Source organism: Clostridia bacterium (assembly GCA_036654455.1).
Taxonomy (GTDB): Bacteria; Bacillota; Clostridia; order Christensenellales; family CAG-314; genus JAVVRZ01.
The window spans coordinates 160534-174241 of sequence record JAVVRZ010000003.1 but is presented as its reverse complement, the minus strand read 5'-3'; the positions used below and the strand labels follow the sequence as shown (position 1 = coordinate 174241).

The window sequence follows — 13708 nt, the reverse complement described above, 5'->3', positions numbered from 1 at the left end:
AAAATTATATCAAAATTTAATAATAATGTCAACAAACGCCGAGCCGATTGACCAGAAAAATTATTGCGACTATTTATTTAACTTAGTTAGAAAAAGTGCTTACAGTTACATTAAATATTTTTATTGCTTAAAACTAACGGCTTAAAATAAAATAGCTAGCATATTTGACTATGCTAGCTAAACGTTAAACTAAATAATTTATTAAATATTGCCTATGGCTATACGCTCGACTATGTCGGCTACGTCTGCGCAAGTGTCGCAACATTTTTCAAAATAACCGTAAATTTCTCTCCACGCAATTACTGTTAAAGGGCGAGTAATGGTAGTGTGCAACTCTTTCATTGACTTTAAGAACATTGCGTCGCCTTCTTCTTCGATATGGTGAATATTTGCAATCATACCATTGAGAATTTTTGATTTGCGATAGTTGGGAAATTCGATTAACAACTCTTTTACCGCCGTACAACATCTAATAACTATGTCGGCAAAAGCGTGACTGTCTTCTCTAACTTTTGTTTCGTTGTTAAGATAAATGTTGATAATAATGTCTTCGATACTGTCGGTAACGTCGTCAATGTGGTTGCTTAAATCAATAATGTCTTCCCTTTCTAGCGGGGTGATAAAGTCCTTAGCTATTTGAGCGATAAGTTCGTGGTGCTTAATATCGCCTCGATGTTCGATTGCGTGAATTTGTTCGAGTTGCTCGGGCAATATATCTAAACCGCAAGCAAGCAACACTTCTTTAAGTTTGCTACTAGCTTCAAGCGCAATGTCACAACACTCAACAAAATTATTAAAATAAAAACTATCTCTACTTTTTGACATAATATATTCTCCTTAAAAAATCACAATAAATAATTTGGCTATTAAAAACCCGATTATACCGCAACCGGGAAAAGTCAACACCCAAGCAAAAAGCATTTCTTTAACAACGCCAAAGTTAATAGCCGACAATCTCTTAGTCGCCCCTACGCCCATAATCGCCGTAGTCTTAGTATGCGTAGTAGATACGGGAATACCAAATAATGACGAAAGCAGTAGACAACTTGCCGCAGCCATATCGGCGGCAAATCCTTGATATTTTTCTAATTTGACCATATTCATACCGACTGTCTTAATTATCTTGTAACCGCCAATAGAAGTGCCTACCGACATTACAATCGAGCAAAGCAACATCATCCAAATAGGAAGTTGTATGTTAGCAGTCGAATCTCCGCCGTTGACTAACACTATGCCCAGTATAAGCACGCCCATAAATTTCTGTCCGTCTTGCGCTCCGTGCATAAATGACATTGCAGCTCCACCAAAAATTTGCGCATTTTTAAAAAAGCCGACCGTTTTACGCCTGTCCATATTACGACAAACTAACGCAGTCGACTTAGCCGAGACATAACCCATTGCAAAACCTAATACGGTAGACAAAAGTAAACCATATATAACTTTAATCCACTCTGCGCCGTTTATGCCCGAAAAACCATTTTGTAAAGCAATAGCTGCACCGCTTAATCCTGCGATTAGAGCGTGACTTTCGCTAGTTGGTATGCCAAAACACCAAGCGGCAACCGCCCAAATAATTATTGCGCAAAGAGCAGCGCAAAGAGCGATTATAGCGTTTTCGCTGTTACCGCCAAAGTTGACCATATTTTTGATTGTCATAGCCACCTTAGCGTTAATTAACGTCATTACAAATACGCCAAAAAAGTTGAAAACTGCCGACATCAATACGGCAAGCTTAGGACGCATTGACCGTGTCGCTACAACGGTAGCTATGGCGTTAGGAGCGTCTGTCCAACCGTTGACAAATATTACGCCCAAAGTAAGAATCACCGTAACTAAAAGAATTGGATTTGAAAATACTTCTTCAATAAACCAGCTAAATGTTATTTCCACAAATGTTATAGTCCTTTATATTTTTCTTATAGTAGTTTTATGCGTTTGTTTACAAGCATATTTATACCGCCATCGTATGTTTAGTAGCTATAACCAAAGCTCAGTACTTTTATTGTATCATATATCAGCAAATATGCAAAACGTTTTTCTATAATTGAAATCTCAAATTTATCTTAAATATTTCGAAATTAGTAATAAAAATTTACGATATATGGTTGTTGCTAGGCAAAATGTGTGATACTATGTATAAGGAAATATTTGGAATTGTAATAAAGGACACAAAAATTATGGAAGCATTGTATGAAAATCTGTTAAACATAACTTGGCAAATGATAGTTATGTGGATAATTGGCGGAGTACTAATCTTTCTTGCAATCAAGAAACAAATGGAGCCCGCTTTGCTACTACCTATTGGGTTTGGCGCAATTTTAGTCAATTTACCTAAGTCCGGCGCAGTCGACCAAATTTATAACGGCTTAGTTGAAGCCGGAGTAATCGACCTATTGTTTAACTCGGGTATTGCAACCGAGTTGTTTCCCCTACTGTTGTTTATAGGTATCGGCGCCATGATTGACTTTGGCCCGTTGCTTTCTAACCCCAAATTGATGCTGTTTGGAGCGTCGGCTCAATTTGGCATATTCTTTACGCTTACGCTCGCTACGCTATTTGGATTTGATATCAAAGACGCCGCAAGCATTGCGATAATAGGCGCTGCCGACGGCCCGACTTCTATCTTTATTGCAAACTTCTTTGGCACTAAATATATTGGAGCAATTATTGTTGCGGCGTACTCATATATGGCGCTTGTTCCTATTGTGCAACCGCCGATAATAAAATTGCTAACAACCAAGAAAGAAAGGCTTATTCGTATGCCTTATGAGAGCAAAGAAATTTCTAAGACCACACGAATATTATTTCCAATTATCGTAACTGTTATTACGGGCTTAATTGCGCCTAGGGCGGTTGCTCTAATAGGTTTCTTAATGTTTGGCAACTTAATTAGAGAATGTGGCGTGCTTAAATCTTTGTCCGAAACAGCGCAAAATACCTTAGCAAATTTAATTACGTTGCTACTTGGTATTACAATAGCCGCTAAAATGCAAGCCGACGCTTTTCTCAACTTAGAAACTCTGCTTATTCTTGCGCTCGGTTTAGTCGCATTTATATTCGATACCGTTGGCGGAGTAATGCTAGCTAAGGTAATGAACCTTTTCTTAAAAAAGAAAATAAATCCTATGATAGGTGCGGCGGGAATATCGGCTTTTCCTATGTCGGCAAGAGTCGTACACAAGATGGGGCTTGCAGAAGACGACCAAAACTTTTTACTTATGCACGCTGTTGGAGCAAACGTTTCAGGTCAAATCGCCTCGGTTATTGCAGGCGGACTTATTATTAGTTTATTAGGATAGGTGAACGATATGAAATTTATACAAGCTGTAATAAATACCGATACGGTATTACAATCGCTAAAAGTAATGGGACTAGGTATGTTCGGCATTTTTGTTGTAACAGGCGTTATTATTGGCATAATTGTGCTACTTAACAAAGTGACAAACTTGCCAAAACTTCCCAAAAAAGATAAAGATAAGGACATTAAAACCATAAGCGAAAAATAATATTAGTTAAGTAAAAGTTATAATACGGTGTAATTAACACTCTAACAAATTAACCTTAATAAACATAACAAAGTTTTATTTAATAAATAGAGTTAGCGAGACAAACTGTCTCGCTAATTTTTATATATTTTTATACATTTTAGCTATTATCGCTAAGCTATTTTGCTTTGCCTAAATAGGTAATTCGCTGTCTAGCAAACGCTTATTGAGCAATTTATTAAGCACAAGTAGGCATACCGTAGCCGAAATAATCGCAGAGGCAAGGTCGGCTATCGGTTCGGCGAAGAATACTCCTTCCGCCCCTAAAAAGATAGGTAAAATTATTATCATTGAAGTCATAATTACCATTTTTCTTGTCATAGATAGCGTAATTGCTAGCTTAGCTTGTCCAAGCGCCGTAAGCGAGTCAACGCAAGCATATTGAACCCCTAAGGGAATAATGCACATTGTAAATATCCTTATTGCACGAGCCGAAACTTCAATAGTATGAGCATCGGCAGTAAATATGCGAGCAAATAAATGCGGAATGGACATAGAGAATATAAACATAATCGCAGTAAAGGCTACGCAAATAATATTCATACCCCAAAATGCCTTCTTAACCCTTACAATATCTTTTGCTCCGTAATTATAGCTAAGTATAGGTTGACAGCCCATAGTTATACCGCCCATTGGCATTGTAATTAATTGCATATAGCTTACTACTATGGTTGCAACGCCTATATAAAAGTCCCCTAACGCTTCGCCACCGTACTTTTGCAAGATAATATTAAAGAGTATTAAAACTATGCTTTCGGTAGCTACTATCATAAATGGCGAAAAACCTAACGCCATAATTTTGCCCATAATTTTGCCCGAAAGATTCTTTATGCTCAGTTTGATTTGCGATTTACCGCTTAACAAGAAGAATATAACAAAAGCGCAAGAAACAGCTTGCGAAATAACCGTTGCAATAGCCGCTCCGGCAACGCCCATATCAAAAGCAAAAATAAATAACGGGTCAAGTATAATATTTAAAAAAGCTCCAATCAGTACGGTGCACATACTAATCTTAGAAAAACCTTGACAAATTATAAAGCTATTAAGTCCTACGGTAAGAATAGCGAAGATATTGCCAATTAAATATATCGTAAGATATTCGTTAGCGTAAGGTAGGGTAAATTCGCTTGCGCCAAAGAGTAAAAGCAAGGGTCTTTTTATAAACATAAAAAGAATAGTTAGCGCAACCGAAATAACAAGCAACATAAAAAAGCAATTTGACATTATTTTTTGAGCTTCTTCGGGTTTCTTCTCGCCTAAACGCATAGAAACTAAGGGCGAACCCCCTAGTCCAACCAAAAAGCTAAACGAAGTAATCAAGGTAATTATCGGGGCGCATATCCCCACGCCCGCAAGGGCAAGATTACCTATGCCTGCGATATTGCCTATATAAATTCTATCCACTATTCCATATAAAACATTGACAAATTGCGCTAGCATTGAAGGAATTGCTAGCTTTAAGATTAGACTACTTATCTTGTCTTTTCCTAAATCGGCAACGTGATGTTTGTGTTTAATTAACTGCATAAATTTGACCGTACAACCTTATAATAATTTGCCCTGACAAAGCCGATTATAGCATACTAATCAATTTAGGTACAGCCAAAAATATACGCTTAGATGTGAAATATTTTTTCACCTAAACAAAATGTAGGTTTGAAATTACGCTTGTATTATATAAAAATATAATTCAAATATTTGTAAATTTGTTCATAATAAATACGACTTAATTAATAGCGAATAAGTAAGTTTTACAAGAATTTAACCAACAAATAAACCTAGGGCAACCTAGCTAAACAAGTAAATAAGCTCTATCACAATCGCCCTTTTAATGCTGTTTTCTTCCAGTAAAACCGCTTCCTCCATACCTTTATGTCCTCTTTTGCATATTTTTTTTCTACCGAAAAATTACCTTGTGATATTCTTTCCTAATCCTTGAAAAGAAAAAGTCGACACCTTACGTAATCGTAAAGATGTCGACTGTTTTCGATGTCTTTATAGCATAAAAAGACTGCATAACTTCTTATGCGAAGTTATGAATTTATTAGCATCAAATCTTCAGATTTTATCCCCGCATCGATTTCAGTCGTGCAAAAAACGCCATCTGAGTTTTGATAAATAACGCCATCAAAATATACGAGAAAATAACCGTTCCTTTCTTCGCCTAAAATAACGCCTCTGTCTCCCTTTTTTAGACCTATCTTTTGATATTCCGCGCGTTCGATTATAAGTTCTACCCTATCAAATTCTTTCATATTTTACCTCCATAAGGCGTCGTATTTTGTATTACTCCGTCGGGATACACAATCCACCCCGACATAAAACGTACTGCGCCTATTTTATCTTTTCTTGGCAAAATTATCTCAATGTTTATTCTTTGTCCATACGAATCCAACTTTCCCAACATAAAATCGCCGTTTGCATATTTCTCTTTTGCTTGCCTTACTAATTCTTCCTGCAACCAGCATGAGTCTATTATACTATATCCCCAACTTTCAAACAAGGCTTTTTTATCGCTGTTTTTTTCTAAATCTTGGTTGAAGATATACTTTTCAAATTTATTTAACCCGCATATTGCATTTGCTCTTACTTTGCCTATCGGTTCAACCTTGCAATGACAATTTGGGTGTAACGGATACGTCGGCATATTATTTTTGGGAAAACAACAAGAGTTTAAATTTAATAAGCGCAAAATTGCAATCCTTAATACTTATTTTATTTAATTTGACTCTATTATATCATATTTAATAAAAAGAAAAAGCCGACACCTTACGTAATCGTAAAATGTCGACTGTTTTTGATTGGTCGAGGTGACAAGATTTGAACTTGCGACCTCTTGGTCCCGAACCAAGCGCGCTACCGAACTGCGCTACACCTCGATGTCGCCATTATAACACGGCGATAATTTTATGTCAAAAAATAACGGCAAATTTTGTGTTTGTTTTTATAATATTTGTTTGCTATATTTTTTGTTATTATGCGATTTGAAGTTTTTGCAATTTTTATACGCTAATACTTAGTTTTTGCGTTGGTTTTTTGTTTGCTATAAAACTTTTTGCAACAAACTTTTTGCGGGTTTATAAGACTTGTTAGAATTTTTGCGGGCTTTTTATTCTATGTTGAAGTCAAGAGTATAAGTCTTGTCAAAAGCGTTAATTATCAGTTTGCCATTGCCTTTGGAAGTTGTTTTTAGGTAAGTTCCGCTCATACCGCCGAGCAAGGTTACGACCGAGTCGCCGATTAATTCGATGCTTCCCTGCGTTTTAAGCGTAAGTGGTTCAAAGCAATAGGGTAGTGTATTATTATTTTGGTCGACTGCTCTAAAACGTATATTTGCAACGTCATAAGTTTGCCCGTGAACAAGCGTAGTTGCGTTGACGTCGATTGCTAGGTCGACTGTGGTTACGGGTTCTTTTATAACTGTTTGTACGACCTCGCCGTCTTTTATAGCTTCAAATTTATAGCTTGCCGAGTCGCTACCCCAGCCTGTTGCGTATTTTTGTCCTATTTCAAATAGTTTTTTAAAGGATACTTTTTCTCTAAGCTTTACAAATAGCATTTTTAACAATATTATCGGCGGAAAACTGCTATCGCCGTGCGACAAAGCATAGTTAATACATTTTTTGGTTGCATTTGAACTGCTTAGGCTAAATTTTTCGTTATTTTGAATTAGATTGCCTATAAAGTCGTCAATTACAATAGCTTTGCCTGTCATATTGTCGTCTTTTTGGGCAAAAAATTCTTTTACAAATTGATTGTTAAGATAGAGTTTAACGCTATCTGCGTTAGTGTAAGCGTAAACTTTGTCAAGATACCCTCTTTCCCATTCGCCTTTATCCATAGAAGAAGATACTTCTAGCCTAGGTTTTTTTCCAAAACTAGCGTAAACTGCGCCTGCAAGTTTGGCGTTACGGAAGATGTCGGCTACGCCGTGATGACAGATACCGTCTCCGCTACCAAATTGTTTATGCGTGTTATAGTCGCTCATACACCAACCTATTCCGCCTGCGAGATGTTTTGCATAGTAATAGGCTTTTATAACTTTATAATGTCGGTTTGCGTGTTCTACACGGTGTTTTTCGTTGTCGTAACTTTTAGTCGGGTACATGTGTCCGTTAAATTCGGTTATAAGCATAGGTTTTGCGCCCGAATACACCTTTGACTTTTTTCGTACAGGGGAGTTGTCGCCTTTAAATACAAAATCGTTATAGGAATATATATCCTCTAAGTCGCTAGAATTTGCAATATATCTTACGCCCGCAGTTTGTCTAGAACAGTCTAGTTCTCTTGCGACCTTGTTAGTTTGGCTGTAAAATTCGTCCTCGTCAAAACTTTCGTTAATTCTCACGCCGTAACAAATTATGCTAGGGTGATTGCGATATTGCATAACCATTTCTTTTACGTGATTAATTGATTGCGCTTGCCACTGCTTGTCGCCGATATGTTGCCAACCGGGTATTTCGGTAAATACTAATAGTCCTAGCCTATCGCATTCGTCTAAAAAATATTGCGACTGCGGATAGTGCGAAGTGCGAACGATATTTACGCACAGTTCTTCTTTGAGAAATTTTGCGTCTTGTTCCTGCGCCCTTTTTGGCATAGCGTATCCAACGTAAGCGTAGCTTTGATGGCGATTAAGCCCCCTTAGTTTAATTTTTTTACCATTAAGAAAAAATCCTTCTTTGGTAAATTTGCAATCTCTAAACCCAAAAGAGAGGTTTTTGCTGTCAATAACTTTGCCATCAAGCAACAGTTCGACACTTAATTGATATAAGTTAGGGTTGTCAACGTCCCAAAGTTTTGCCTCGTCTAATTTTGCAAATATAACGGAAACCTTTTCTTTAACTTGCTCTAAATAGTTAAGTTTAACTTCTTCTTTTTCTATAACTCTACATAATAAACTCAACTTGCTACAATATTTGTTTAAGGTGATCTCGGCGTTAAAGTTAAAGGGACTGCTTGTCGCATAGCCGTTTACAAAGACGTCTTCAATATAATATTCGTTTAACTCGTCAAGATAAACTTCGCCATACATTCCACCGTAAGTTAAGTAATCAATAACATTTCCAAAGGGCGCAAAATTTAAATTTTCTCGGCTGTCGACTTCTACCGTAACTAAATTTTGCCCGATTGCGACATAGTTAGTTATATTAAATGTAAATGCGGTATAACCGCAATTATGCGTTCCAACAAATTTACCGTTTACATATACGTTTGCTTTGTGGGCAACTGCTGTAAAGGTCAGCAAGACGTTAGAAATAGCCTCGACATTAAAAGTATTGCGATAATACGATACAAATTGATAGTCAAGCTCGCTAGCGTAACTTATCGGCAAAATACAATTCGAATGGGGGATATTTACTACTTGCGAATTTGTAAAATCGCTATTTTTGGCAAATTGCCAATCAAAATTAAGGTAAGTCCTCATAATAATTTATTTAAACTCTCAAAAATAGTTGAAACGTGAGTTGAAATATCTACAAGCGCCTTTGAAGCATAAGTATTGTACATAGAGATACTGCTACTTCCCACATAATCGGACACTCCTTTAAGCATAACGCAAGCGACCCCATTAGCGTTTGCTACTTGAAGTATTGATGCGCCTTCCATATCTCTTAGTTGAGTGTCAAAGTTTTTGGCTATAAATTCGGTTAATTCGTCTTTGCAAGAAAATCTATCGCCCGTTGCAAGCGACCGCACCTTAAATATGTTTGTTAGTTCGCAAGAAGTAGTATATAAATAGGGGTTACCGCAACCATTGAGAACGCCTACGGCAACGTCGTCAATTTCGCTGATGTCTACGTCATATTGAGCGCATTTATCTATTAAATACACCTCGCCTAAGTTTGCTTTACCTAGGTTTGCTCCGCAGGTTCCGTAATTAAATATTAATTTAGCCTTATAGATATCGATAGCGTATTGCGTAGCGATAGCGGAGTTTACTTTGCCTACGCCGGAAACTAGCATAATGCCCTCAACGCCGTCATAGTCAAAAGAGTATAAAGCGTGGTCTATTAGAACGGTTTTTTGCCCTGTGATAGTTAAACTGCTAAGTATCGCCTCAGCTTCGCTTTGTAAAGCGCAAATAATTGCTATCATTTCTTCTCCTCGTTAATTAGATTAAATAGTGGGATATATTGGCTTGACGCCGAATCTTGTTGCTGTAAGTAACCCTTGTTAAGCCCTAAATTTGCCATATATTGACACAAGCTATCGTATTCGTGCTTGCTTAGTTTGCGGTTTAGTGGATATATCGCTTTATACATTGGCACGTATTGCGACATAAGACTGATAATAGGCTTGTTTAACGTTGCAAGATAGTCTAGCGCAAGTCTGCTATCTTGACTAAGGCTAGGCAAGGCTAGATGTCTAATAATAACGCCTCTTTTCATTATGCCTTTATAAATAACATTTTTGCTTTGTTGAGCAAGCATTTCTTCAATAGCTTTTGACGCTACTTTAAAGTAGTCGTCAACTCCCGAAAAGGCTAAACTAATTTCGGGCGAAACATATTTAAGGTCGGCTAGATAGATGTCGATTAGCCCCCTAAGCGTAGCTAAATCTTCAACTTTATCATAGCTACTTGTATTGTATACAATAGGAATTTTGAGTTTATTTTTAATTTTTGGTAGCGACAACGCAAGACACTTTATATAGTGGCTTGGACTTACAAGATTGATGTTATTCGCTCCTTGTTCTTGCAAAGATAACATCATTTCAAACAAGCCTTGTTCGCTTATTATTGTTCCCTTTCTTTGTTGAGAAATTTGATAATTTTGGCAATAAATGCAGTGTAGATTGCAACCGCTAAAAAAGATTGTACCGCTACCTTTGCCCGAGCTTATAGGCGGTTCTTCATAAAAATGTAGTCCGCAATGCGCAACTTTGTAATTAGGAGCAGTTTGTGGCATAGACTTTCCTTTTTCTTTTTTGTTTATTATAACGCAAAAGAAGTAATTAATCAATAAACTAAGCTAATTTATAGTTTTTTCAGCCTATACGCCGAACTTTACCTAAATTTTATTAGATAAATATCAAAAAAAGTTTTTGCTAACATATAATAAATTGACAAATTGCCTATAATATGTTAGAATATTTACAGTTAGTGGGGGTGTTATAGATTCGCCCTGTGCGGATAGAGGTTGGATAAGCACGCCGAAGTCGTTGAATCTTTGTAAAAAATCAACAAATTTTTAAACGCAAAAAATAATAATACACAAGTTAGTTCTAACAGATTAGCTTACGCTGCTTAATTAAGTGGCTCGTCGGGTACGGTTTACCGTTTGGCAGTATTTCGGCGTAATTTAAAACGGTTTAAGGGCAAGTTGCGACTATGTAGCAAGTTTGCCGTCCGCCACATATTACTTACATTTGTTCTTGCCTATTAGGGCATTTGCGAGGAAATTAAAAAAACTAGGCTAAGCGTGAAAGAAAGTCTTTCAGCTACGCATTGGTACGCGAGTGCAAGTCTCGCCACCTCCACCACTCACAAACACATTAAACGCTCTAACATAAGTTAGAGCGTTTTTGTTTGTTTATTTTGATAAATAATTAGAAAAGTTTAACTATATAGTTAAACTTTTAATCTTCGTATTAGTTTAGATTGGTTAATTTGTCTTAAATATTCAGCCCGACGGCTTCTTCTACCGGCAAAGAAAAGGCTATACCTTTACCATTAGTGTTTAGCCCGACAAGTAGTCTTATGTTTTCCATAATTTCTCCGCATTTGTCGCTTGGGGCTATAATTAATACAAGTTCTTTTTCAGCCTCGATTACGAGGTTGAAGAATTGTTTAGCGTGTTCTGCGCCTGTTCCTCGTCCGTTGATTATTGTTCCGCCCCTAGCGCCTTTTGCTCGACCTGCGTCCATAACCGCTTCGGCGTAACCTCGATTGACTACTGTGATTATTAAACTAAGTTCCATTTAATTTTCCTCCGTTTGAGCGCAATAATTATATAGTTGAAGCGACGACATACTTGTAATTGGCATATAGAAGGCTATGCCCCCGCCAACTTCGGTTAAATTTAGCTTATCGTTTAGCTGAGTTAAGACCTGCTTGGTTTTAGTTGAAGCTACTAGTGAAAAGACTACGTCGACCTTACTGTCGCCTAGTCCTAGTATATTTTCAATTTCTTGCGGAGCTGTGCCTCTTGCGTAGGTAAGAATGTTGAAAAAAACTGAATTGTCGCTCAACACTTTTATTGCAGTTTCGCCCTTATTTCGGGGCAGTATTAGACATAATAATTTAATTGGTGTGTTCATCGTTCTCCTTTGTGGCGTTTTCTACTGTGATTGTCGCCACTTCTTTAAGGGTATTTAAGTTTATGGTTGCTAGGTCTACGCTTTGAACCGTATCTTGATTAATATTATCTTTTTGAGTTGTAGCCTCTTTTGCGTCAACATTATTTATTGTTTGTTCGACTTCTATAAGGGTTGGTTGTTCTATTTTTATAATGTCTGCGTTATCGCTTGGCTGTGTTTGAGTTTGGAGTGTTTCATTTTTTTGTATGCTGGCAACCTGAATATTTTTACGCTTTTTTCGGTTAGTTTTACTCAAAGCGTCAAAGACCACCATACTATCTTGTTCGCTTGCGTTTTGTTTTACAGCCTCAAATTCCAGTTGTTTGATATGTTTCTTTTGTTTAATCGTTGCGACAAGCCCAAGTATTTGTATGGTAACTACCGGCGTCATAGCTACAAGAGCTACTATTCCAAAAGCGTCGGTAAAGATGTTGCCTTGCTTTGCCGAGCATACCCCAAGCGCAAAGGGGAGTAGAAATGTCGCCGTCATAGGTCCGCTTGCTACGCCTCCGCTGTCAAAGGCTATTGCGGAATATATTTTAGGCGTAAATAGCGAAAGTATAAAGGCAACTGCATAGCCGGGTAGAATAAACCACCAAATACTTAGGCTAGCTACAATTCTCAACATTGATAGCGCAACGGCAAGCGAAACGCCAAACATAAGCGACAGCATCATTTGTTTCTTTTTTATCAAACCGTTGCTAATTTGTTCGACTTGTTCGTTAAGCACGTGAACTGCTGGCTCGGCGACTACAATAAAGAAGCCTATTAATGCCCCAACGGGAATAATCAACCACGAATAAGGGCTAGAAATAATCTTGCTACCAAGTATTTTTCCAACTGCGGCAAATCCTACGTTAACCCCTGTTAAAAATAGCGTAAGCCCTACAAATACATAAAAGACGCCAAACATTGTTTTTATTATATACTTTTTAGGCAAATGCAAGACTGCAAAATTGTAGATTAAGAAAAATATAATAATAGGTAGTAGAGCAAGCGTAACGTCAAAAATGTAACTGGGCATAGCTACAAAGAATTTTCCAATCAGTCCGCCTTGTAACGCCGGCGCTTGTGTTACCGCTTGACTTTGCAGAGCCGAAACATCGGCAAAAATGCCCATAAGTAGTATAGATATAATAGGTCCAACCGTACAAAGCGAAACTAAGCCAAAATTGTCGTCGGGTCGGTTAGAACTAATAGTCGAGGCAAAGCCAATGCCAAGCGCCATAATAAAGGGTACGGTCATAGGTCCGGTAGTTACTCCGCCTCCGTCAAACGCAAGCGGAAAAAATTCTTTTGGGACAAATATTCCAAGTATAAATACAATCGAGTAAGCTACAAACAATAGTTTTTGTAGAGAAATTTGAAAAATTGTTTTTAGTATGGCAAGAGTCAAAAAAATTCCAACTCCTATTGCTACGCAAAGTATTAGTAAATATTTGTTAAGCGAATTAGAGAGTTGCTCGGCAAGCACAAGTAGGTCGGGTTCGGCAACCGTAACTATTAGCCCTATGGTGAAACAAATTATAATTATTCTTGCAAGGCTACGCTTTTTTGTCAAGCTTGCGCCAATATTTGCGCCGATATTGACTATTGCCGTATCCGCTCCTAGCGAGAACAAACCCATACCTATAATAAGAAGAAATGCGCCAAAGCAAAAAGTAAGAATGCTGTCTATATCTAGTTTTACAACAAATATACCAAGTAGCAATACAATAGCCGTAATAGGTAGCACAGATATTGCCGAATCTTTAAGTTTAAGCAACAAATTTTTCAAACTTTTCTCCAAACATACAATAATTAAATAGTATCATAAGGTAGGCGCTTAGTCAATATTTAAGGCGAATTAACAGTTATATTTA

General features: G+C 37.3%; 13 protein-coding genes, 1 tRNA gene and 1 other RNA gene. 3 read left to right on the top strand and 12 right to left on the bottom strand.

The annotated features are described in order from the left end of the window. Window positions 1-201: 201 nt before the first annotated feature. Window positions 202-825 carry a DUF47 family protein gene (locus tag RR062_04680; GenBank protein MEG2027003.1) on the bottom strand — a complete coding sequence of 208 codons (624 nt, stop codon included), beginning with the start codon at window positions 823-825 and terminating at the stop codon, window positions 202-204. 12 nt (window positions 826-837) lie between these two features. After that, window positions 838-1890 carry an inorganic phosphate transporter gene (locus RR062_04675; GenBank protein ID MEG2027002.1) on the bottom strand — a complete coding sequence of 351 codons (1053 nt, stop codon included), beginning with the start codon at window positions 1888-1890 and terminating at the stop codon, window positions 838-840. 287 nt (window positions 1891-2177) lie between these two features. Here RR062_04675 and RR062_04670 point away from each other — a divergent pair, with 287 nt between their 5' ends. Both RR062_04670 and RR062_04665 read left to right on the top strand, forming a co-directional pair. After that, entirely contained in the window at window positions 2178-3299 is a 1122-nt protein-coding gene (locus RR062_04670; GenBank protein ID MEG2027001.1) for a sodium ion-translocating decarboxylase subunit beta, read from the top strand. 9 nt (window positions 3300-3308) lie between these two features. After that, complete coding sequence (locus RR062_04665) at window positions 3309-3506, top strand: hypothetical protein (GenBank protein ID MEG2027000.1); 198 nt, start codon at window positions 3309-3311, stop codon at window positions 3504-3506. 171 nt (window positions 3507-3677) lie between these two features. Here the strand turns inward: RR062_04665 and RR062_04660 are convergent, their stop codons facing one another. The 7 genes from RR062_04660 to RR062_04630 form a co-directional block, all read right to left on the bottom strand. Further along, the gene (locus RR062_04660) at window positions 3678-5072 is read right to left on the bottom strand and encodes an MATE family efflux transporter (protein ID MEG2026999.1); all 1395 of its coding nucleotides are present in this window, start codon (window positions 5070-5072) and stop codon (window positions 3678-3680) included. Window positions 5073-5578: 506 nt separating this feature from the next. Further along, window positions 5579-5800: a hypothetical protein gene (locus RR062_04655; GenBank protein ID MEG2026998.1), complete on the bottom strand. Its 222-nt coding sequence runs from the start codon at window positions 5798-5800 to the stop codon at window positions 5579-5581. After that, entirely contained in the window at window positions 5797-6192 is a 396-nt protein-coding gene (locus RR062_04650) for a hypothetical protein (protein MEG2026997.1), read from the bottom strand. Before RR062_04650 ends, RR062_04655 begins: the two co-directional genes overlap by 4 nt. 155 nt (window positions 6193-6347) lie before the next feature. Beyond that, a tRNA-Pro gene (locus tag RR062_04645) sits at window positions 6348-6424 on the bottom strand. Window positions 6425-6654: 230 nt separating this feature from the next. Then, a complete protein-coding gene (locus RR062_04640) occupies window positions 6655-8973 on the bottom strand; it encodes a glycoside hydrolase family 2 TIM barrel-domain containing protein (GenBank protein ID MEG2026996.1) in 2319 nt (772 codons plus the stop codon). Further along, a complete protein-coding gene (locus RR062_04635; GenBank protein ID MEG2026995.1) occupies window positions 8970-9644 on the bottom strand; it encodes a 5'-methylthioadenosine/S-adenosylhomocysteine nucleosidase in 675 nt (224 codons plus the stop codon). Before RR062_04635 ends, RR062_04640 begins: the two co-directional genes overlap by 4 nt. Continuing rightward, window positions 9641-10456 (bottom strand): radical SAM protein, encoded by an 816-nt coding sequence (locus tag RR062_04630; protein MEG2026994.1) that lies wholly within the window; start codon window positions 10454-10456, stop codon window positions 9641-9643. The genes RR062_04635 and RR062_04630 overlap by 4 nt, the downstream gene beginning before the upstream one ends. Window positions 10457-10652: 196 nt before the next feature. On the opposite strand from RR062_04630, the gene ssrA reads away from it, so the two are divergent. Continuing rightward, window positions 10653-11030: a transfer-messenger RNA gene (gene ssrA, locus RR062_04625) on the top strand. Between the two features lie 132 nt (window positions 11031-11162). Here ssrA and RR062_04620 read toward each other — a convergent pair. The 3 genes from RR062_04620 to RR062_04610 are packed head-to-tail and all read right to left on the bottom strand — an operon-like array spanning window position 11163 to window position 13623. Then, entirely contained in the window at window positions 11163-11468 is a 306-nt protein-coding gene (locus RR062_04620; GenBank protein ID MEG2026993.1) for a P-II family nitrogen regulator, read from the bottom strand. Further along, window positions 11469-11807: a hypothetical protein gene (locus tag RR062_04615; protein ID MEG2026992.1), complete on the bottom strand. Its 339-nt coding sequence runs from the start codon at window positions 11805-11807 to the stop codon at window positions 11469-11471. Next, window positions 11791-13623: a DUF1538 domain-containing protein gene (locus tag RR062_04610; protein ID MEG2026991.1), complete on the bottom strand. Its 1833-nt coding sequence runs from the start codon at window positions 13621-13623 to the stop codon at window positions 11791-11793. Before RR062_04610 ends, RR062_04615 begins: the two co-directional genes overlap by 17 nt. Between the last annotated feature and the right edge of the window lie 85 nt (window positions 13624-13708).

What these genes read in the sequence shown, in the direction of transcription:
- RR062_04680 (MEG2027003.1), bottom strand. Translation starts at nt 825, where the DNA reads ATGTCAAAAAGTAGAGATAGTTTTTATTTTAATAATTTTGTTGAGTGT.
- RR062_04670 (MEG2027001.1), top strand. Translation starts at nt 2,178, where the DNA reads ATGGAAGCATTGTATGAAAATCTGTTAAACATAACTTGGCAAATGATA.
- RR062_04665 (MEG2027000.1), top strand. Translation starts at nt 3,309, where the DNA reads ATGAAATTTATACAAGCTGTAATAAATACCGATACGGTATTACAATCG.
- RR062_04660 (MEG2026999.1), bottom strand. Translation starts at nt 5,072, where the DNA reads ATGCAGTTAATTAAACACAAACATCACGTTGCCGATTTAGGAAAAGAC.
- RR062_04655 (MEG2026998.1), bottom strand. Translation starts at nt 5,800, where the DNA reads ATGAAAGAATTTGATAGGGTAGAACTTATAATCGAACGCGCGGAATAT.
- RR062_04650 (MEG2026997.1), bottom strand. Translation starts at nt 6,192, where the DNA reads ATGCCGACGTATCCGTTACACCCAAATTGTCATTGCAAGGTTGAACCG.
- RR062_04640 (MEG2026996.1), bottom strand. Translation starts at nt 8,973, where the DNA reads ATGAGGACTTACCTTAATTTTGATTGGCAATTTGCCAAAAATAGCGAT.
- RR062_04635 (MEG2026995.1), bottom strand. Translation starts at nt 9,644, where the DNA reads ATGATAGCAATTATTTGCGCTTTACAAAGCGAAGCTGAGGCGATACTT.
- RR062_04630 (MEG2026994.1), bottom strand. Translation starts at nt 10,456, where the DNA reads ATGCCACAAACTGCTCCTAATTACAAAGTTGCGCATTGCGGACTACAT.
- RR062_04620 (MEG2026993.1), bottom strand. Translation starts at nt 11,468, where the DNA reads ATGGAACTTAGTTTAATAATCACAGTAGTCAATCGAGGTTACGCCGAA.
- RR062_04615 (MEG2026992.1), bottom strand. Translation starts at nt 11,807, where the DNA reads ATGAACACACCAATTAAATTATTATGTCTAATACTGCCCCGAAATAAG.